The following is a 22,095-nucleotide window of genomic DNA, read 5'->3' as shown; positions in this document are numbered from 1 at the left end:
AAATCATTTGCCTCTCATCATTTTATGAGGGGCTTTTGTATTTCCAAGTTGAAACTGGAAAATCAGTATCCTTAGAGGAAGTGCAACTGTCACTCGTTAAAGCTATCAAAGGCGATGAGGCAATAGGACAACAAATTACATAAAGCACAGAAAAAATAGATAAATGCTACACCCAATCGTTACATTTTAAGATATACTTAAGACTTGAAAGATAGAATTTTAATTAAAGTAAGCGCTTTACAAAAAGGTTTGAATTTATTGATTTCCCATGCCAGTTTGATGTCACTAAAGAGGGAATTGTAGACAGACTATATTGATATTAGGAGGATAATGATGAATCAGTCAACTTTTTCTTGGGGGAGCAGTAGTCAAAAGAAAGCAATCGAAGCAATTGGCTTATTTGTTGGCTTTTATGCTCTCAATTTTTTATTGATGCGCTATCTCCCCCATTGCTCCCTAATTGAACAGCTTGGGATTCCCTATATTAGTGATTTCATCATGACAGTTATTGATGGATCCACCCTTTTGCTGTTATTGTATGTAATGAAGAAACGCCAGTTTGATCTGTCTGATAAAACACTTCAAAAGGGATTGCGTACACTGATTATTGTTGGTATAGTAGCTTTTTTATTGATTTCCATGAGCGACTATCTTTTAGAGAGGACGGTGCCAGTCCCTCCATTAGGTTCTTTACCTTTTGAAGATCGGATAACCACATTTTTTATTGAGTTTATCATCGCGATTGTCTCAGGACCCATATTTGAAGAGGTACTCTTTAGGGGCTTATTATTAAAATATGTTTTTGCTGATAAACCATTCATAGGTATGATTGTATCAAGCCTCCTTTTTATCTGGGCACACCCATCAGCAGATTGGACTGCATATTGCTACTATGGCATCCCTGGTATCGTTCTCGGCTTAGCTTACAATTACACCAAATCAATCAAGGTTCCAATCGGCGTTCATATGGCACTGAATTTAGTATCACACATTAAGACGAACCTGTTGTAAAATTCAAAAAGAAGTCTCAAAAAATTGAGGCTTCTTTTTGCTAGTCTTATCAGAAATCTAATGTGGACTACTTTCGTACATTTTCAGCAATTTGTTCAGAAAAGAACAAATCATGCGAATTGCTTCTGGTTTTTAAGTTCTATCTGGAGCATAATAGAATGAGTAATAAAAGGAGCAAAAAAAATATGTCATCAAGTAAAAACTCTTTCATCGCCTTTATTCTCAATCTTACTTTTTCGATTCTTGAATTTATTTTTGGTGTACTCTTTCATTCGAGTGCGATTCTAGCAGATGCTGTCCATGATTTAGGAGATGCACTAGCCATCGGTAGCTCTGCTATCATGCAAAAATATGCCAATAAGCCTACGAATAGTCATTATCCATTCGGCTATAAACGATGGAATATTTTTGCAGCGATGCTCACGTCAACGATCCTTATCGTGGGTTCAGTCTTGATTCTTATCGAGAATATTCCAAATCTTTTCAATCCTCAACCGGTCAATCAAGATGGAATGCTGATTTTAGGAATTATAGCAGTAGTCATTAACCTGCTGGCTTCCCGTGTTGTTAGAGGCGGCCATAGTCATAATGAGTCGATTCTTAGCCTGCATTTTTTAGAAGATATCCTAGGTTGGCTAGCCGTTATCCTTGTATCCCTTATCCTTCAATTTACCGATTGGTACATTCTTGATCCCCTCTTATCGCTTGGCATCGCTATTTTCATACTTAGTAAGGCTTTGCCAAAAGCTTGGAATAATGTACGGATCCTTTTAGAGGTAACTCCTCAAGGTCTAAATATTGAAGAAGTTGAAGGAGCATTAGTCATGATTGAGGGAGTAGAGGAGATTGTAGCATTTAAGGTCTGGACATTAGATGGATTTGAGCATTGTGGAACGCTTACGTTATCGGTGACCTCTACTGCCAAACGGCAATTTATCAAGGAAAGTGTTCGTTTCTTACTCCACACTTATGCTGTTGAGCAGGTGACGATAGAAATAGTAGAAAATAGCTGACCCCTCTAAGACAAGCAGTAGAAGTAGTCCAAGATATTAGTTAGAAAATCGTCTTTGCTAGACGGTTTTCTTTTCTTTTTCAAAAAGACAACCTGTCATTGGAGTAATACTCAATAAAAATCAAAAGTAGACTAGCTTTCACAATTAAGAATTGCGAAAGGTTGGAAATGAGATTAGCACTGCTAATTTCATTATAATCGAAGCCGAAGGTAGAACTAGCGTTCACCAAAGCAAGTTGACGAAGCATCCTTTTGATTTTTAAAGAGTATAAGTTATTCTAAGTTATTCAATGACAGGTTATTTATAGCTTCTGTTAGCATCCATGCCTTGTTTTAAAATAAACAGTAGGAATTAGTCAATAGGCACAAAATAAGTAGTGAATGAGAAGGTATTTTCCCTCCTAGTGGTATCCCAAACAATAACGAAGTTGTTGTAAAGCGAGTATTTAGAGCTTATCTAAGGCATTTCTTTGTTCATCATTAACGATATGAGTGTAGAGATCCGTCACCTGCGTATTGGCATGCCCCAGTTGGTGACTAACCAGAACTTGCGATTTGGTGGCATCGTAGAGACGGGTCGCTAGTGTATGACGCAATTTGTGCGGAGTCACACGAATCTTGAAATCAGCCGAATATTTGGCAACCATTTTTTCAATGCTTGATGCATCCATACGATTGGGCAGTCCCCTATATTCTGACAAGAAGAAGGCGATATCTGTCTTATCAGCCTTGTAGCGTTGCTGACGGATAAGGAGATAGTTTTCTAAATAAGGTTTGGCAAAACCTGCCACATTAACCGAATCCCGTTTGCCTCCCTTTCGTGTGACTTCAATCATCATCATCTTTAGATTCACATCAGCTAGGTTGAGATTGACAGCTTCTGAAAGTCGGACACCCGAAGCGAGTAGGAGTGCTAGGATGGCTAAATCTCGCTCCTTGTTTTTCTGAAAGGAGGAAAGGGCACGTTTGGATAGCTTCATCTGATATTGGCTATCTACATAGTCTAAGAACTCCATTGTTTCATCTCCCAAAAACAGCTTTTGCTTGATGTTTTCAGCCCTAGCAGCAAGGGTTTCCTTTTTTTTCTTTGTCGATACCTTTTTCATAACATTCCGATAAAAATAAGGCTCGCCTTGCTCATTTTCGACTTCTTCAGTCAAGTATTTATACAGGCTGGAGAGGGCAGACAAGGTTCGATTGATGGTCGTCTGTGATACCCCGTTTTGAGTGGTATTGGCGTTTAGTAGGGGTCTTTCTCGCAGGTATAAGATGAAAGATTCCATATCTTTCTTGGTCAAATGCTCCAAGGTATCCAAGGAAATATCTGAAATCTGCGATACACAGACCAAATCAGTCTCTATTAGCCATTCAAAAAATCTACGGTATTCTTTCAAATATTCATATAAGGTGGTGAAACTATAAGGGACTGCGAGCTTAGATTGGTAATAATCTAAAACATACCAAGGCATTTTCTCTTTTAGTTGTTCAATTTTTTCAAGTAATAATTCACGACGCATAAAAAGTTCTCCAAGATTTTCTTCTCTTTAGTATAGCATAAGGAGATATATATTTCAAGAAAATTATAGTTTTTCGGAAAGATGTAAGGAGAAATAATCTACAAAAAATATCTCCTTGTTCGTTCTATGTTTTATACTCATTTAGTTTAACTTTTATTACTTCGACGATTGTGGAAACTCCGTTTCCTTATTTCCCACTTCCCATCATCTTCTAGATGATGGGAACTCGCTTTGCCGGACTCTACGATTGTTACTGACTATCGTCAGTATGATTTCCAACCTTCAACAGTCCTTAGACTGTTGAAGCAGCCTGCAACTCGTTGCCTAGTACTAAAAGTAAACTAAACAACTATATACCTAATGTCTCAGAGGTAAGTAAGACAGAGACTTAGCAGGCAAAAAAGAAAAGTCAAACCACCCCCAATTGACTTGGTGCAAGCTACAAGCCAGTAAGATGGTTTGATTTTATTTTTCGATGATAGATAGTTTCCTTAGCTTGTCTGTAACGCTATCAAAATTAGCGTTTGACCATTGTTTTACGAATATCAAGGGCAACAGCTACGACGATGACGATTCCTTGGATAACGTTGGTCATATCAGGAGTTACTCCGAGGTAGGTAAGGCAGACTTTTAGGAGTTCAAAGACAAAGACACCGAGTAAAATACCTGGAACAGTTCCTTGGCCTCCTGCTGTTGAGACACCACCGATTGTGGCAGATGCAATAGCATCTAATTCATACCCCATACCAGCTCCAGCCCCTGCTGATCCTGTCTTTGCAGAGAGAAGAAAACCTGCCAAACCATAAAGAAGCCCTGCTAATAGGAAAATCTTAATCTTTGAAACACGGACATTAACGCCAGATACTTCGGCGGCATGTTCATTTCCACCAATAGCATACATATATTTACCGTAGCGTGTCTTATTGTATAAGACCCACATCGCTCCACCGACTAGGGCTGCAACAATTGTAACATAAGGAAGGAAGCCAAATAATTTTCCTTGACCAAACGCAGCAAACTCTGCTTTAAAGGTTCCGATTGGTTTACTTTGAGAATAGATTAGGACAAAACCATAGGTCATAATCTGAGTACCTAGGGTCGCTAGAAAAGGCGGAACGTTTAAAAAAGAAATAATCGCACCATTTAATAGACCTAGCACAGCCCCTACTATCAAGGCCGTTAAAAGAGGGACAATGATCGGTAAATCTGGTAAATTAGGAAAGAACTTTCCAGCGAAATCTGGTTGCTGAACAAGGGTAGCGGTAATAATCGCGGTCAGACCAACGATCCGTCCTGCTGATAGGTCTGTTCCGCGGATAATCAAGCAGCCCGATACACCTAGGGCAATGATAAAACGAACGGAGGTATTAGCCATGATGTTGGCAGCATTGCCGATGGTGAAGAAATTATCCTGTGTAATACCTGTATATAAAATCATTGCTGCCACAACGATATACATGGAGTTTTTGGTTAAAAAATCTCCTAAATTAAATGCTTTTTCTGATTTCTGACTTTCTAGTTTAAACACTTGTCTCTCCTCCTTCATGAGAACCCATAAATTTCGTTGCTAAGAACATCACAGACTCTTGTGTAGCTTCTTCCTTATCCAAGAAACCAGCTACACGTCCTTCACACATCACCATAATTCGATCGGATACTCCAAGTAATTCAGACATTTCTGATGTAATCATGATAATGGATTTTCCTTCAGCTGCTAAATCATTGATAATCTGATAAATTTCATATTTAGCACCAACATCAATCCCACGGGTTGGTTCATCTAATATCAAAATATCTGGGTTATTTGCTAACCATCGAGCCAGGATAACCTTTTGTTGGTTTCCTCCTGAAAGACTTTCAATTCTCGTTTTGTTGTCGGGCGTCTTAACACGTAAACGGTTGACGTTCCCTTCAACAACTTGATTGATCTTCCTTTCATTCAACAGACCCATTCGCCCAACATACTCTTTCAAGGCAGCTACAGAGGCATTGTCTGTAATGGATAAAACCCCAAAAATACCATTGTAGCGTCTATCCTCTGTTACTAGAGCAATTTTGTTTTTTATAGCATCTGCTGGGCGTCTAATCGTTACTTCTTTTCCATTGACTAAAATATGTCCTTGTTCAATGACCCGCATCCCATAAAGGGCCTCCATCAGTTCGGTACGCTGTGCTCCTACCAAACCACCAATTCCTAATATTTCACCCTTGCGAAGGGTAAAACTAGCGTTTTTAAAGGATAGAGGATTGGGGGAGGTTAGGTTTCTTAATTCTAAGACGACTTGGTCTGAAATTTGGTTTGTTTTTTCAGGAAACAGACTTGTCAACTCTCGTCCCACCATCGCCTGAATGATTTTAGCGGTTGTCATCTCTTCAGCTCGCCAAGTACCGATATACTGTCCGTCTCGCATAACAGTGATGTCATCGGAAATTCGTAAGATTTCATCCATCTTGTGGGAAATATAGATAATTCCGATGTTTTTTTTCTTTAACTGATCAATGATTTCAAATAGTTTCTCCACTTCTGAGCTAGTCAGAGAGGAAGTCGGTTCATCCATGATGACGACTTTAGCATTGTGGGAAATCGCTTTGGCAATTTCTACTGACTGCATTTGAGAAACGGTCAAATCATTCAAGAGGGTTGTAGGGTCAATGAAGAGCCCAACTTCCTCTAATAAAACTTTTGTATCTTCGTTCATTTTACTATGATTGACCAAGTTGAATTTTCCCAAGGGATAGTTTCCTAGAAAAACATTCTCTGCAATCGTCATCATCCGAATGGGTTGCAATTCTTGATGAATCATCGAAACACCTGCATCAATTGCTTCTTTTGAGTCCTTAAAATCGACTTCTTTACCATCAAATAGAACTGTTCCGCTATCTCGATGGTAAATACCAAATAAACACTTCATCAGGGTGGACTTGCCTGCACCATTTTCTCCCATTAGGGCGTGAACCGTTCCTGGTCTTAAACGAAAGGTTACATCATCTAAAGCCTTTACACCTGGAAAAGTCTTGGTGATATGCTTCATCTCTAAAATGTAATCACTCATTTTTCCTCTCTCCTATTTTCTCTGCGATATAAAAAATCTGTTCCACACGACTCTCACCTCAGTGTTCTAAGCTGTGGAACAGAAGAAATCATTTTCTAAATCGGTTATCTATCAATGCCTTACTTATTTGTCACGTTTAGCATACCGCTCTTTTGCTTCTTTTGTTGTTTCCGTTCTTGGTTCTGTTTCCTTTAATGTAGAATCCTCTTTCTTGGTTACTTTTACATAGTCAACCCAGTAGTATGATTCTACATCTTCACCATTCATTAGCTTAACAGCTACATTGGCTGCTGTGTGTGATTGGTTAAAATGGTCATTTAAGACAGTTCCTGTCAACTCACCTTTAGCAAGAAGTTCCATTGCATCTGGAATAGCATCAACACCAACTACTAAGATGTCTTTTCCAACTGTCCGTTTTGCTGCTTTGATAGCTGTTACAGCTCCTACTGCCATTCCATCATTATTAGAAAATACAACCTCTAGTTTGTCACCAAACTGTTCAAGGGCTGAAGCTGTGACTTCCTGACCTTTAGCAGTATCCCAATTTGCAAGATATGGTTCTGCTAAAGCTGCTTTTTTAATGCCTGCGTCGTCAAGTGCTTTTACAGAATAAGCTGTCCGCTGCTGTGCATCAACATTTGCTGGATCTCCAAATAGGGTAATATAGTTAACGACACCGTCACCATTTAAATCTCCTTTGGAATCAGTCGCCGCAATGATTTCCCCTTGGAATGTTCCAGATTGAGTTGCATCAGCTCCTACATAGCTTGTTTTTCCTGGCCAAATTTCAAGCTCTGCTACCTCTGGCTCACGATTAATTAAGACCACTGGAATATCAGCTGATTTAGCAGAGTTGATAATGCTTCCAGCAGCTGTTGGATCTACAAGGTTGGCTAAAATCACATCTTTACCTTGAGCGATAAAGTTATTGATTTGCTCTGTCTGAGTTGCTTGATCTTGCTTTCCATCTTGAATATCAAGGACATACTTATTCCCTGTTTCCTTACTCAACTTTCCAAAGTAATCTTCTAATTCTTCACGATAAAGTGTCATAAAGTTATCGTCGAATTTATAGATAGCCACACCTACATTATAGGTTTTTCCAGAGCCAGACTCTCCACCTTTAGCTCCACATGCTACAAGCAAGATTGCTAAGAAAGCAACTGCTAAATATTTTAAAGATTTCATCATCCTAAGATTTTCCTTTCCTAAAAGAGATAAATAACCACCAAAAAATGAAAGCGATTTCTTTTTGTATATATCTTATAATTTTATCTACTTTTTGTCAAGACCTTAGTAAAAATTTTAGTCATTTTTACCGATTTTTTTACTTCGTTCTAACTAAAATAAGTTTCTTTTCTGTCATACATTTAGGCTAGAAAAAGCTTCTACTCTTTGAAAATCAACACTATACTCATTTCGTTTAACTTTTATTACTTCAACGATTGTGGAAACTCCGTTGCCTTATTTCCAATTTCCGATATACATGGTGTTTCCGCGTCTATTTTCGTATTAGAAATAAATATAAATTCGGCACAGTTGCTAACTTTGAAACAACTGTGCCGAATCGTTTTATTTGATTGAAATAAGACCCACGCCTTCTACTTTTTAGTCTATTTCTTAGCCTTTTTCTTCCGGCTTCCCCTGTTTAATCCTCCAGCAAAGAGAAGGGATGCTAAGCCTGCTAAAGCTAGATGTGGTTGCAACCGCGAAGCTGTTTGAGGAAGGCTTCTTGTTGCTTTTCTAGAAAGTGGTGTCGCTATTTCTTCTTCCTTGGAAAGGAGCGGAGATGGCGTCTGTGGCTTGCTCTGCTCTTTTTCAAATACGGTGGTGGTATCCTTAGGAGCTTGTGGTTTTTTAGTATGGACTTTAACGATTTTAGCTTCTACTTCTTTGGCACCCACTTCGATAATCTGAGCTTGTGGCTCGCTCACAACAACATCCGATAGGAGTTGCTCTGTGATCTCATCTCCAAGTGTGAGGCGCTGAATTTTAAGCTTTCTTTGTCCTTGCTTGCCATTCTGAATCACCTGACTGCTTCCCTTTGGAAGATGTTTATTGGTTTTGAGAATTGTCTCAAATGCTATTGACTTGAACTCTTCTCTGACAGATATTTCAACCGGATACTCTTTTAGCGCTGGTTTCGTCACTGGCTCTATTTTTTTCGTCAATTTAGGAGTTGGTACCTGTTCTAACTCTTTATAATAGGTCTTTAGCTCATAAAATTCCTGAATCCCTCCTTCCCAAGCCAGATAAACTGCTAAAAGATGTTTAGCTTCTGCTGGCAAGGTTAGGGTAGTGAAGCTATTCGTTACACTACCTAAGTCAAACCACTGACCTTCCACAGCTTGAGCATGCGGTTTCGTCTCTCCAGTTCCCCAAGCAAATACCCTAACTGGCTTCGTTTCACTTGCTGTTGAAACGAGAGTAATGTGATTATGATGGGTATTTTCAGACAGACGGTAGAGAAGCTGTCCCTCAGAGTCGCTTGCTTTATAGGCGGTCAGAAGTTTGCCATCTACAAGATTTGTTGCTAAAGAATCACGACTTTCTGCTCCATTTGTCACGACTGTCGGGTCATTTACTTCTTTGACAAATTCACCATCATTGATGACAAATTCCGTAAAGGAGACAAAGCGGTGAGGATAAGGAGCTGTCGCTAGAATTCGCAGATATTGAGCATTGATAGGAGTGGAAAGAATTCCTTCAATGTAACGATTGCCAGGGTTAGAGGCGTCATGTACCCAGCCATCTGTTAAAGAGTCATCAGCATTGCTATTGGTCACTCCATCTCCAACAGTTACTAGGTCAACCCATGTTTGACCATCTGCACTGGCTTGAATCTTGCCATCTCTCAGATAGTTCACTGTTCCATCTTGGATATAGGCCCTCAATTTTTGGATATTTCTCGCCTGCCCTAAATCAATTACAATGGTATCATTCTGTCTAGGTGTATCTGCAAACTCAACGTGACGATCAAAGTGACCATCAAACAAGTCCCCTAAGTTGTTGAGATTCCGTACATCATTTGCACCATAGTGAGAACTAATTCCCATACTTGTAAACAATAGGCTTGGAGATTTTATTTCCCTGGTCTGAACGGTTAAGGTATCTGCTCCAATTTCTTTCGGTTGATCACTTTCATTTACTAAGCGAACATATCTGACTAGAGCTTGCTCTGATAGAGCGTCTTTTTTATACCATTCTACCCCATTAGGAGAATAAAGAAGGGTCAACTCTGTCTGGCCTGCTACTTGAATATCTCTTAGTTCATGTAGACGTTTCAAGCGGATACCAATATAATCATTTGGATTTAAGGAAGCCCCTGCCTCCAATTTCATTTGATAGCTATCTTCTTCTGCAAATGTTTTTGTATTCTTGAGGCTCTCAACAGATGTATCGGTATAATCAACAACTCCCTCTTTGGTTTGAATGCTAAATTCTGCTATTCTCCACCAAGCATTCATATCTTGCTCATTGCGAATCCGAATCGCTTTTGCATTGATATTGGTTGGTAGGTGAATCGTTCTCTCACCAGTAACTCTGGTCAAGAGTTGCCAATTGATAAGATCTTCTGAATATTCTACCACTCCGCTGGCTATCTTATCATTTTCCCCTTGTACAATCGTCACTTGAGAAATTGGTCGAACCTTATCCAAATTCAGTTGAATCCAAGCACCGCTAGATGTTGTATCGCTTCCATTGCTATTTGCATACATAGCCTCTGTAGCTGGATTCCCATCAAGTGCCATAGCTTGATTCGTCCCATATTTGTAAATGAGGCTATCGCTTGTAGAGATTGTAGTTGTTAAGGCATCTGTTGGTTTTGCTTTTTCAAGAGGACGGTTAATCGCAATTTCTCGAATGCCCAACCAAGTGTTGCCCTTTGGAGCAGTCGCAACTAATCGGACAGCTCTTGCTTCAAGATTCAGATTCTCCAAACTCAAAATAGGCTCATTTCCTTGATAAGTATGATTGTTCAACGGAACCCACTGCTTATCTTTGTTGAGATACTGAAGCTCTGCTTGAGCAAAAGTATCGTTTAGGTTTGCTGAGGTTCCCATAGCAAAGGCTAGAGATTGAATTGGAATCACACGATCAAATTCAAGACCTACAAAGTCGCCAATAGCCAAACTGTTTGGTGTCCGACTCAAAATATTCGTTTCTAGATCCCCGTCTGTAATCTTTCCAAGATCTCTACTATCGACTTCTCGATTCGTGATAAAGCGAGTTTGAACCTGCGTTGGATCAAGGGCTTTTTCAACTTCTTGCGATAGAGTTTCCAATAGTTCCAAGATAAACGGACGGATATGCTGAACTCCTAATTCTGCCTTTTGATAGCCATTGACATACCAAAATTCATGGGTTTGAGATTGTTTATAGAGGTCAAGCCCTGCCTTATAGTTCTCCCATAGATTGGCTGTCTGTTCGCCACCTCTATATTTGGTTGCTTCTAATAGTTTTTCCAGGGCATTCATCTGATCGATTGTATTGTCCAACCAATAGACAATCTGCTCTCGCATGCGTTCTGAACCGTGCTCTTTATAGTAAAGAGCCGCCTCTTTGATTTTCTGAAACTCCAACTGAAGTTCTTCTCGATTCGCACTCAGATCTTCCTTGTTTTCCAACTTGGTCAGAAAGGCTGCCAGTTTAGGAGCTAAATCAATTGATTCTTCCAATTTGACAACACGGCCATCCATATTCTGATTCACCATGTGCTTACCAAGCTCTCTAAAGGCATTGGCTGCCTTGCTCTCCTTAAAGGTAGCATTTTCAACAAAATTAAATGCTTGCTCATTCACCTTTCTGGCTTCTTCTTCTGACTTCCAAATATTCCATGTGTACTGGGCAGCTGAGAAGAGAGCAATCTTGGATGGCTCTGACTGTTGCATCGGGTTCAACATAATCCCTGCTATCAAACGAGGATCCACATTTGGATGAAGGAATTTCTCGCCTCCGCCTAAGATAAGATGTTGTTTAGAGTTATCAGTTGTAGGCCAGTTAATCCAGAGTTGAATCGGACGGTAATTAGCACCATCTGCAGTAATATTGGTACGATATTGATTTAAGAATTGGCTAGATACTTCTCCCCAAATTCGACCGCCTGTCAAGGTCAAATGACTACTCATTGGAAGATTGCTATTCAGAGACTTCAGCTCTCCTTCACGACCATTGCCCCAGTATTCATGCGGAACAAAGATCATTTCCTTACGCAGACCACTGTATTGTGCTTGTTTTTCTTCTAGCCAATGTGTCAAATCATTCATCAAACGATTGTAACTATCAAAACCTCCTGCTGGGTTTGGAGCATCATCTGCTAAGATACCAAACTCACGAACACCTGCATCTAGTAATTGACTAAACTTCATCTTGATAACTCCCAAGTCCTCTTGGTAAACGGTATCGTTATCAAAGCGCATCCGATCATGCATAAACGGATGAATAGTCCAAACATAGCGAGTCTTATTTTGATTTCCTACCCTTGCTAGCTCTCGGATTTCTGCTAATTTTTCCTCTGGGTAAAGCTCTCTCCACCTACTATTATGGTAAGGGTCATCTTTCGGTGCAAAGAAGTATTGGGTCAATTTTAAATCACCGCCATACTTCATCAACTCTGCCCGATCTTGGTTGCTCCATGGATTTCCATAATAGCCCTCAATAAAGCCTCTATTTTTAATATCAGCATAGTCTTCTACTTTGAGATTACGTAAGACAGGCTCTGGGCTATCTTTGAGCATATGTTTCAAGGTCGTAAGACCATAGAAGACAGAATCTGTATCCTTCCCTACAATAGACACTGCTCCATTTCCTACAACCAGAGAGTAGGCGTCAATCTTGTCATATAAATCTGCTGTAATTCCTGCTGTTGCTTGATGTTGACTTGCCGCAGTATCTTGACCGTAAATACCCAAGAAGATATTTGTTGTATTTTCTTGAGGTGTAGGGCTAGTTGTGTAGGAGATCTGATTAGTCTGTAACACTTCTTTCAAGCGATTACGAGTATAGATATCAACACCTGCTCCAATGACTAGATGAACAGTTTGATCTAATCTAACTAGGCCATCCCCATAGCTAACCTTACGAGGAGTTGGATAAATTGTATATTCTTTCTCCAAATAGGCTGATGATTGAAGCGCCTGCTCAACAGCTGATGGGCTAGCTGGGTTGGTTGCCGTATAGGCATCCGCTAACTCTACTGTTCCATCTGACACAGTTGTATCTGGTTGAGTTGGTTGGCTAGGAACTGGTTGCTCTGGCTGTTCAGGCGGGAGTTCTTCCTTGTACTCTCTTACTCGGATTTCCGCAGCCGACATAAAGCGGTTATTGCGATTCCCATCTCCTAGGGTATGAACTGCCTGTAATTTAAGATAGCGCGCCTCTACTGGTTCAAACGCTGCTTCTTGCCAAGCTCCCTCTTCATTGAAGCGTCCGGTTTTCACCAATTTCCAATTTTGCTTATCTGTGCTTGCATAAATCTCATAGTCAACAACCTTACCATTCGGACTAGCATCCCCACGTGCAACATAGGCTAAACCATTGAGTTTTCGTGTCTTACCCGCATCAACCGTTAGCCATAGATTTGCCAAATCTGACCCTGCCCAAGCCGAATGCCAGATAGTATCACTATCTACATCGAGAACATTTTCGATCTTATTAGCATCTCCAGGTTGAGTAGATCCTGCCGTAATAGTTGTTTCTGCAATTGGAACATAGTCCTCAGAAGGACTTTCAGGAACTAGATAGAGGGTATACTCCTCTTGATTGGTCTGATCTTCTGACTGGGTAAAGATTTTAACAATATTATTTTCTACAGGTAACACGGTCACGGCTACATTACTATCTCTATTCGAAGCTGTAATGCTATCTCCTTTTAAGACAGACATTTCATTAGCAATCCTATCTTCGGTCAACACACGATCGTCAATCCTAATTTCTGTCAAATGAGCGTCGCTAGACTTTTCAAAGGATTCAAGAGCTGTTAATAGCTCAACTTCTACGATACCAACAGAAGGCTTGCGATTTCCTAAGTCTTGATCAGAGTTTTCAACCGTTAGCTGGAAAACAACTGCTGGAACAGGCTGAGCCAATTGGTAGCTCACCTTGGTCAAACCATCCACTTCTTCTCTGCCCAATTCAGTTGCTGCAACTGCTCGTGCTTCCTCTCCTGCTCCCCTACTCCAAGAAAATTGGACGGACTTAGGAAGACGAAGGGACCAACTATCTTGATGATAATAAACATTGATTTGACTAATATTTTGAGCCGTATCATAGGTAAATGCCAACGTAGCAGTCTTTTGTCCAGATTGAGCTGCTTGATAGTTAGACCATAGGGTTGGATTTGGTCCTCCTGAAAGATTAGCAGAAACAGATAGTTCTCGATTATTGATGGCCGAAAGTGTATCTGACTGCTGGTTCTCTGGAATATTTTGGCTAAGACTTACAGCAACGGGGGCTACATTTTGTCCAATTGTAATCGTTTTATCAGCTACACGAATACTAGCTGTAATAGGAAGCAGATCCCCCAGGACATTAACCTGTCCATTTACTTGAAGCATACCAACATTATGATAGGCTTCATTAGCTGGTAAATCCCACTTAATTGGAAATTGGGATGACAAAAGAGTACCATCTGCTAAATAGGCTTGTGCTGTATCTGGTAGGGTTGGAACTTGCCCTCTTTCTGTAGCGAGACTGATATTTTTAATTGCCGCTACTCGATCAATCACCGATACCAAAATATCCACAGGTAAGCCCGTTTCTGCCATCGTTCCTTTGGCTACAAAGGACTCTCCCTTAGCTTGAGCAGCAGCAATTTCTTCTTGATTGAAGGTCAAGGCTTTCTCACCCTCACTGCCATCTTGATAACGCAAGCGCACCGTTTGTGGGAGTTGTAAAGAGCTTCCTTTTTTCAGATAAATGGTCTTAGAGGCTAGGTAGCTATCTAAGACAGTGCTGTCTTTTTCTGTGCTTCCTTGAACAGAAAAATTCAACTGGGCTGATTCCAACCCTTCAGAACTAGCAAGGATGCGCACCTCACCACTTTCGCCTGTCATCTGTATAATAGCCAAGACTTTTCCGGCATGAGCTTTTCGATTGCTTTCTTGATAGGACTGATGATCTACTGCATTTCCATTATCCATGGCTACTAATCGAGCAGGTCCTTCTACTGTAATAGCAACCCGATTATCAGCCGTCACAACAGGTCGTCCTTCCGCATCTAAGACATCAATCTCAATATATTCCAAAGACTTATCTGTCACTGTACTTGGTTTCTTGACAGTTTTGGCAAGCAAATGATGGGCGGTAGAAAAGCCAGTTACTTCCTTGGTTCCTACTGTATGGACGATTTCTTGATTGTTGGCATCATAGGCAATAGCCTTTAATTTTCCAGCACGATAGGGAACGTTCCAGGTTAAGTAAAGGTTTTGATGTTCATTTGGTTTCTTGTCAGAACCAGTGTAAATTTGGTAACTATGACCTGCTGCTGTCTGTTGCTTGGTAAATTCTTTTGTACCTAAATCAGTCTCTTGACCATTTTCATCAATATGAAGCAATTTGACCTTGGCCGCATTGGAATAAACTACTACTTCCACTTGATTTTGCCCATCTTTTGCAAGAGCAGATTCTTGCCAGGTTCCTGGAAGGAGGTGGAGAGTCGTATCGCGATCATTCCACTGGCTTCTGTAGAAATAGTAGGAATCTTTTGGAAATCCTGCTGTATCAATGATCCCAAAATAAGAACTCTTAGGCGCAGGCCAAGCTCCGACAGAACCTGATCCAACCCCATTCCAAGGAGTTGGCTCTCCTAAATAGTCAAATCCAGTCCAAACAAACTCCCCTGCTACAAAGTCACGTGTAATGACATCGTACCAAGCTTGGCTGGCTACATGTCCCCAACCAACAGCACTTTGGTCATAAGAAGTCAGTTGTTTATCCGAGCGTCTTGTGTTCCCTTTAATATTATAGACACCTCGACTATTGACTGCTGAAGCTGTCTCCGAACCATAGATAATCCACTCTGGATGTTCACGATGCCCCTCATCATACTTTCGACCGTCCGCATAGTTATAACCGACAATTCCTTTCTGGCCAGCATGTTGGCTAAGGGCGTTTGCCATACCGATGGACTCTTGCCACTTGTCCTTTAACTTATTATCTCCTAGAGTGGCAGGTCGAGAATCATCTACTTCTGCTATCCAATTGATTAACTGAGTAATGACTTGAGGATAATGGGAAACATTTCCTGAGAAGCCTTCCATTACCTCATTACCAGTTGACCACATGATAATAGATGGGTCATTGATACCACTCTTAACCATCTGCTTCAAATGGTACTCAGCCCAAGTTTGATCTGCTTTAGCATTTGCCAAGCCCTTAACATTCTCACCAATTTTGACATTAAACCATTTTGCATAGTCATTGCTATTTCCATTCTTAGCGTAATGCCATGTGTCAAATGCTTCATCAATAAGGAGCATCCCCTTGCGATTGGCTATGTCTTTCATGACACGAGCTGCCGGGTTATGAGTGACCCGAACAGCGTTAGCCCCCATACCTTTTAAGATATCAAATTGACGTTCAATTGCATCATAGTAAGCTGCTGAACCCAGGGAACCTTGATCATGGTGCATGGAAACACCTTTTAACTTTATCGCTTTACCATTTAATGTAAAACCAGTATTGCTATCAAATGAAGTGAAACGAAAACCAACTTCTTGATCTCTAGACTGAATTTTCTCATCATTTTTATAAATATCTGTTCGTAAAATATAAAGATTTGGGTTTTCTAAAGACCATAAGTCTGGTCGAATTATACGGAATTGATTGCTTATCGTAGCTTCTTGCTGTGCTGCAACTGCTGTCAAAGTGGACTTGATAGACTCCGCAACTTTTTCCCCTAAACTACCATCACTATTTCGTTTAAAAAGACTAGATTGAACTGCAATCGCCCCAGTTTCTGTTCCTTGGTTAAGAACCTTCGTTTCAACTATAACCTGGCTTCCCTTATCTGACTCATAGGTCGTCGCTAAATCTGGTGTTTTCATAACAACACCATATTGAGCCAAGTGAATAGCCGGTTCAAAATTCAAGTGAACAGAGCGATAAATCCCACTTCCAGAGTACCAACGAGAGCTAGGTAGATTATTCACAACCTTAACGGCTAGTACATTTTCTTGATGCGGTTTGATATAGTCAGTCAGATCAAAACTAAAAGACGTATAACCGTTAGGGTGAACTCCTAAAGATTGACCATTGATAAAGACCTCGGTCTCCATGTAAGCCCCATCAAAATCCAGACTAACCCGACCTTTGGCTGCTTCTTCTCCAATTGAAAAGGACTTCCGATACCAGCCAATCCCCCCAGGCTTATAACCGCTCTCTGCTTCGCCTGTTGTCGTATAATCTTGACTGAGGCTAAAATCATGGGGCAGATTGAGAAGTTTCCAACTCGAATCGTCATACGTTGGAGTTGACGCACCGACCCGATCACCTAGGCTAAACTTCCAATCATTATCGAACTGAACTTTTTTATCTTTTTCATTGTAATAATGGACTTTTTGCCATACTTCTGGAGAAGTTGTTGAAGTTTCTGCTCCTTGGCTCGCTTCTGCTGCACGAGGCTTTCTGACAAGAGGTTTAGAATCCGTTGGTGATAGACTAGTAGCATTTGAAGCTATCGGCTGGCTTGCTGTAGGGCTAGAATCTGTCGATAGACTAGAAGATGGGGGAGGAGTCTGACCGACTTCCAATTTAGATCCATCCTGTAAACCACTCTCGCTTGCTTCCCTTGAGCTTGCTTCTGAACTAGGCAGCTCCTCTGCCTTATCGCTCTCTTTAGCTTCAACTGTAGAAGGATTCAAATCCTCTTTTAATGGCTTTTCCATGTGTTCTACATTTTCTGATATGGATGACGGATCTACTTCGCTAGCTTCATTTATTTCTGTTTCTGAGCTAGGGGCATTTTCTGTTAAGGATTCTGGCCTAGTCTCTACAAGTGATTGAGCAGATCTGGTGTTTCCTGTTTCAACAGTTTCTTGAGCGCTCGCCCGTTCGCTGAAAAAACTAAAGCCAATCAAAACAGAACACACTCCTACAGTAGCCTTACGTAGACTATAGGTGCATTTCTTTTGCAAGAAAAATTTTTTCATTATGAACTCCCTTTTTCTAATCACAAAACTTTTCAAGTGACCTTGCTCTTTTTCCTCCCTATCTTTATTTAAAAAGCCTTATGTTAGAAGATATAATTGTTATATTAATATCTACATTGTAAGGGCTTTCCTTTATTTTGTCAATAAAAATATAAAAAGCAATGATTTTACTTGAATGAAAACAATAGCTTTGTTAATCAGAAAAACAGTTTACGTAATATATATTACGTAAACTGTTTAAGATTTCACTAATAATGTTCCTCGATAATCTTATCATCCCGGTACCAGATTTCGATAACATCTGTATAGCGGGATGCCTTTTCTTTATCAAAGATTCGGCTGAGCCAAAGTGCAAAGCCCTTATCCAACTGTTCACGATCAATCACCTTATTGACCAAATCAGCATTTTTCCTTGATAAAAGGGTATTTCGACTTAGATCATCATTTGCGGAAGCTAAGGAAGGAATGCGGATAATGATTCGCTGATACGGTTTCTTGGAAAAGAAACTACTTTGAGTTGTTCGAATCTCCACCCCTGGAACATTTTCAAAGGTTCCCCTTAAATCCAATTCTTCCCGCAAAGCAACATGCCTCGTATAGTTGGTAAAAGCCATGCCGATAGTCATAAAAACGATGGTAACGACACAAAGCCACCTTTTTTGCTGCTTAGTCATCTTTTTCTACCTCCAGGCTATCTGTTTCTAACTGCCACTTGCCATTGATTTTCTGATAGCGAGCTTTTAGCTGGTAGCTTTCCTTATCAAACATGCCCTTTGGACTGAGAAAATGCCCCTCTAGATAGATGCGTTCCTCCATCGCATCATAGCTAAATTCAACCCTTTCCTTTCCAAAGAGAAAATCCCAGCGCTGAAACCTTATCTTTTTTTGAGCGGCTAAGGTTTTCTGCAAGTCTTCTTCTACTTCTTTCCTTGCTTCTGCTGGAATGGTCCGAAAAGTAGATACCTGACGACCATTTGACCAAGTGGCAATTGTTGCTCCATTATAAAACAATTTAAAGTGCTCGGTCTGATCTTCAATATTTTCGGTATGAATAGAGGCAATTAGGGTATCTTTTAGCAGATCACGGTATTGGTCGTCTCGAAATAGGGTGGACGTATTGCTTAATTTTGGAATATAAAAATCAATTTCTTTGTACTCTTTGCTACTGAACCAACCAGAAAGGCTATCCTTGGGAATCGTATCTACCCTAGACCCCAATACACCAGAAAAGGCATCTTGAACTTGATTTCGCTTTGAAACTGCCACCTTTTCCTGATACCAGGGGGAGGCTGTTTCAAGGAATGTTCCCAATGCAGGAAAGAGTAAAAAACGAATGCCTAGCACTGCTAGCAGAAGGAGCATCGTGTAGATGAATAGCTCGAGGCATTTTTTCTTGAGTGTTTTCATAATCATTTATATCAAAAGAAGAGAATTATTTTCTCTTCTTTTTCGCTTTCTTCATTTTATTTGCCATGCGTTTCATGGACTGTTTCATCGCAAATTCTCCGATTTTCCCCTTCAATCCACCGCCAAACATCTGGTTCATGTCTGGCATACCAGCGCCACCTAGGCCAGATAAATCAGGCATTCCACCTTGGACCATCATACTATCAAGGGCAGAAAGATCTAGGTTATTGGGCAGATTTTTCGGAAGATTATTGGGGTTTATTCCCATTTGCTTCATCATCTTGTTCATATCACCAGACATGACACCTTGCATCATGGATTTGGCCTGATTAAAATCCTTGATGAATTTATTGACTTCGATAAAGGTATTTCCAGAACCACTAGCGATTCGCCGGCGCCGGCTTGGACTCAATAGGTCAGGATTTTCACGCTCTGCAGGTGTCATTGAGGATACAATAGCCCGTTTTCGAGCGATTTCCCGCTCGTCTATCTTCAAATTAGCCAGAGCAGGATTACCTGCCATACCCGGAAGCATTTTAAGCAAATCTTCCATCGGCCCCATATTTTGAACTTGATCCAACTGGTCGATAAAATCGTTGAAATCAAAGGTATTTTCCCGCATTTTTTCTGCAAGTTCAAGCGATTTTTTCTCATCGTATTCTTGAGAAGCCTTTTCAATCAGGGTCAGCATATCCCCCATACCGAGGATACGGCTAGACATACGATCTGGATGGAAGGTTTCAATGTCTGTGATTTTTTCGCCTGTCCCTGTGAATTTGATCGGCTTACCAGTAATATGACGAACAGAGAGCGCTGCCCCTCCACGGGTATCCCCATCAATCTTGGTCAAAATCACCCCAGTTACTTCTAACTGGTCGTTAAATTCACGAGCGACATTCGCGGCTTCCTGTCCAATCATGGCATCAACCACAAGAAGGACTTCATTAGGCTGAGCAAGTGCCTTGACATCACGCAGTTCCCGCATCAGCACTTCATCAATTTGTAAGCGTCCTGCTGTATCAATCAAGACATAATCATGCTTGTCTCGTCTTGCCACTTCAAGACCTTGTTTCACAATCTCAACTGCTGGGACACCCGTTCCTAGCTCAAAGACAGGGACGTCAATCCCTTGTCCCAAGGTTTTCAACTGGTCGATAGCCGCCGGACGGTAGATATCTGCTGCTATTAGTAAAGGACGAGCATCTTCTTCTTTTTTGAGCTTGTTGGCTAATTTTCCTGCAAAGGTCGTTTTACCCGCCCCTTGCAAACCAACCATCATAATAATGGTCGGAATCTTTGGTGATTTGATTATTTCTGCTGTATCAGATCCCAAGATTGCTGTCAATTCCTCATCGACAATCTTGATAATTTGCTGGGCAGGATTCAAGGTCTCAATCACTTCATGACCGACAGCCCGCTCGCGAACCTTCTTGATAAAGTCCTTTACAACTGGAAGTGCAACGTCTGCTTCAAGAAGGGCTAGTCGGATTTCTTTGGTTGCCTCTTGGACGTCGCTCTCGCTGATTTTCCCCTTGCGACGTAGATTTTTAAAGACAGTTTGTAAACGTTCCGTTAAACTTTCAAAAGCCATGGTATTCTCCTTTTAGTCTCTATTGTCAATACTAGTTAAAATAGTGATTTGTTCCTGCAAAAAGTGATCTGCTGGGTAGCGTTCGAGGATTTGGTCAAAGATTTGACTACGGACAATATAGTCCGAATACATGTGCAATTTCTTCTCGTAATCTTCTAAAATCTTCTCCGTCCGCTTGATATTGTCATATACTGCCTGACGACTGACCTGAAATTCTTCAGCAATTTCAGCTAGGCTATAATCATCAGCATAGTAAAGTTCGATATAATTCATCTGTTTATCGGTCAAGAGTGCCGCATAAAATTCGAACAAGGCATTCATCCGATTTGTTTTTTCAATTTCCATGTCTTTTATTATACCAAATTTTTGCCACAGGATAAAGTTCTACTGACCTATCATCATTCACTGAGTAAAAGAGAGGCAAGCATGGAAAATCACCATAAAAAAACCAGAGAGCAGCTAAAGATGTGTCCTCTGCTATGGTTCTTTGTAAAAGTGGTTTTAATGAACCCCATAAAATACTGTGATTTCGTGATGATTGTCCGGTTAGTGTATACCGTCCCTACCATTGTTTCAGATCTAGTTAGCGAAGATTAGTTTGCATAATTTTTATTATGCAAACTAATTGTTTTCCAAGTAGAACTCAAACCGTTCTCCGACATACTGACTATTTACATATTCAAAGGGTTGCCCATCTTGTAAGTAAGAAACCTGACGCAGGGCTAAAATGGCCTGATTCTTCGCAATTTGTAGGTGCCTTGCTACCCGCTCATTGGCTAAGCGTGCGTAAATGGTTTGATGGCTTTTACCGATACGATAGCCATTTTCCGTCAAGGTTTTAAAAAAATGATTGGTTACATCGCTTTTTTTGACATTATGGATCAAACGTTCCGGAATACTTGCCACTTCGTAGACGACCGGAACCTTATCTGCAAAACGCACACGTTCCATACGCACGACATACTCTCCCTCTTGTAAATGTAATTGACTGATTTCTTTATCGTTGGGCTTTGTTCGGATATAGGACAATAATTGACTGGACGGGGTTTTACCCTGAAGCTGAATAATATCGGTAAAAGACATGGTTCCACGCATTTTTTCTTGTACCCGGGTACTGGCTACATAGGTTCCTGAACCAACTTTTCTTTGTAAAATCCCTTCTTCCACCAAGAGTGTAATTCCTTGGCGCAGGGTCATTCGCGATACTCCAAACTCATCTGCCAAGTCCCGCTCGCTGGGTAAGCGTTCTCCAATTTTCCAAATTCCACGGTCAATTTCTTCTTTTAATTTATCATGAATGGCAATATAAGCAGCTTTCATACCGTCTCCTCTTTGTTTATTTCTCTATTGTACC

At 40.6% G+C, this 22,095-nt stretch carries 12 protein-coding genes; 2 read left to right on the top strand and 10 right to left on the bottom strand.

Annotated elements, in window-relative coordinates; genetic code table 11:
• The first annotated feature begins 333 nt into the window (after positions 1–333).
• Together ACVPON_RS05020 and ACVPON_RS05015 are read left to right on the top strand one after the other, a co-directional pair.
• Positions 334–1,011: a CPBP family intramembrane glutamic endopeptidase gene (locus ACVPON_RS05020; protein WP_462876770.1), complete on the top strand. Its 678-nt coding sequence runs from the start codon at positions 334–336 to the stop codon at positions 1,009–1,011.
• 185 nt (positions 1,012–1,196) lie between these two features.
• Positions 1,197–2,024, top strand: a complete 828-nt coding sequence (locus tag ACVPON_RS05015) for a cation diffusion facilitator family transporter (protein ID WP_462876768.1) — start codon at positions 1,197–1,199, stop codon at positions 2,022–2,024.
• Positions 2,025–2,469: 445 nt separating this feature from the next.
• Here ACVPON_RS05015 and xerS read toward each other — a convergent pair whose 3' ends face one another.
• The 10 genes from xerS to ACVPON_RS04965 form a co-directional block, all read right to left on the bottom strand.
• On the bottom strand, positions 2,470–3,540 hold the full coding sequence (gene xerS, locus ACVPON_RS05010) for a tyrosine recombinase XerS (RefSeq protein WP_462876766.1): 1,071 nt from the start codon (positions 3,538–3,540) through the stop codon (positions 2,470–2,472).
• Between the two features lie 517 nt (positions 3,541–4,057).
• Entirely contained in the window at positions 4,058–5,068 is a 1,011-nt protein-coding gene (locus tag ACVPON_RS05005) for an ABC transporter permease subunit (RefSeq protein WP_462876764.1), read from the bottom strand.
• Complete coding sequence (locus tag ACVPON_RS05000; RefSeq protein ID WP_462876761.1) at positions 5,061–6,593, bottom strand: sugar ABC transporter ATP-binding protein; 1,533 nt, start codon at positions 6,591–6,593, stop codon at positions 5,061–5,063. The genes ACVPON_RS05005 and ACVPON_RS05000 overlap by 8 nt, the downstream gene beginning before the upstream one ends.
• Before the next feature lie 123 nt (positions 6,594–6,716).
• Entirely contained in the window at positions 6,717–7,784 is a 1,068-nt protein-coding gene (locus ACVPON_RS04995) for a galactose ABC transporter substrate-binding protein (RefSeq protein ID WP_462876759.1), read from the bottom strand.
• A 422-nt stretch (positions 7,785–8,206) separates the two neighbouring features.
• Complete coding sequence (locus tag ACVPON_RS04990) at positions 8,207–17,743, bottom strand: beta-N-acetylglucosaminidase domain-containing protein (protein ID WP_462876757.1); 9,537 nt, start codon at positions 17,741–17,743, stop codon at positions 8,207–8,209.
• A gap of 248 nt (positions 17,744–17,991) precedes the next feature.
• A complete protein-coding gene (locus tag ACVPON_RS04985) occupies positions 17,992–18,417 on the bottom strand; it encodes a hypothetical protein (RefSeq protein ID WP_462876755.1) in 426 nt (141 codons plus the stop codon).
• Complete coding sequence (locus ACVPON_RS04980; protein WP_462876753.1) at positions 18,410–19,150, bottom strand: hypothetical protein; 741 nt, start codon at positions 19,148–19,150, stop codon at positions 18,410–18,412. The genes ACVPON_RS04985 and ACVPON_RS04980 overlap by 8 nt, the downstream gene beginning before the upstream one ends.
• Positions 19,151–19,175: 25 nt before the next feature.
• Complete coding sequence (ffh, locus tag ACVPON_RS04975; RefSeq protein WP_462876751.1) at positions 19,176–20,741, bottom strand: signal recognition particle protein; 1,566 nt, start codon at positions 20,739–20,741, stop codon at positions 19,176–19,178.
• Positions 20,742–20,753: 12 nt separating this feature from the next.
• On the bottom strand, positions 20,754–21,086 hold the full coding sequence (locus ACVPON_RS04970; protein ID WP_462876749.1) for a putative DNA-binding protein: 333 nt from the start codon (positions 21,084–21,086) through the stop codon (positions 20,754–20,756).
• A 276-nt stretch (positions 21,087–21,362) separates the two neighbouring features.
• The gene (locus ACVPON_RS04965; RefSeq protein ID WP_462876747.1) at positions 21,363–22,061 is read right to left on the bottom strand and encodes a GntR family transcriptional regulator; all 699 of its coding nucleotides are present in this window, start codon (positions 22,059–22,061) and stop codon (positions 21,363–21,365) included.
• Positions 22,062–22,095: the final 34 nt, after the last annotated feature.

This window comes from Streptococcus sp. 1F3 (genome assembly GCF_054968985.1).
The sequence above is the reverse complement of the archived record's forward strand: the minus strand, read 5'-3'. Positions and strand labels throughout refer to the sequence as shown.

Bases quoted from the DNA above. Each gene is read 5' to 3' on its own strand.
- ACVPON_RS05020 (WP_462876770.1), top strand. From the start codon at position 334: ATGAATCAGTCAACTTTTTCTTGGGGGAGCAGTAGTCAAAAGAAAGCA.
- ACVPON_RS04985 (WP_462876755.1), bottom strand. From the start codon at position 18,417: ATGACTAAGCAGCAAAAAAGGTGGCTTTGTGTCGTTACCATCGTTTTT.
- ACVPON_RS04995 (WP_462876759.1), bottom strand. From the start codon at position 7,784: ATGATGAAATCTTTAAAATATTTAGCAGTTGCTTTCTTAGCAATCTTG.
- ACVPON_RS04965 (WP_462876747.1), bottom strand. From the start codon at position 22,061: ATGAAAGCTGCTTATATTGCCATTCATGATAAATTAAAAGAAGAAATT.
- ACVPON_RS04980 (WP_462876753.1), bottom strand. From the start codon at position 19,150: ATGAAAACACTCAAGAAAAAATGCCTCGAGCTATTCATCTACACGATG.
- ACVPON_RS05000 (WP_462876761.1), bottom strand. From the start codon at position 6,593: ATGAGTGATTACATTTTAGAGATGAAGCATATCACCAAGACTTTTCCA.
- ffh (WP_462876751.1), bottom strand. From the start codon at position 20,741: ATGGCTTTTGAAAGTTTAACGGAACGTTTACAAACTGTCTTTAAAAAT.
- ACVPON_RS04970 (WP_462876749.1), bottom strand. From the start codon at position 21,086: ATGGAAATTGAAAAAACAAATCGGATGAATGCCTTGTTCGAATTTTAT.
- xerS (WP_462876766.1), bottom strand. From the start codon at position 3,540: ATGCGTCGTGAATTATTACTTGAAAAAATTGAACAACTAAAAGAGAAA.
- ACVPON_RS05015 (WP_462876768.1), top strand. From the start codon at position 1,197: ATGTCATCAAGTAAAAACTCTTTCATCGCCTTTATTCTCAATCTTACT.
- ACVPON_RS04990 (WP_462876757.1), bottom strand. From the start codon at position 17,743: ATGAAAAAATTTTTCTTGCAAAAGAAATGCACCTATAGTCTACGTAAG.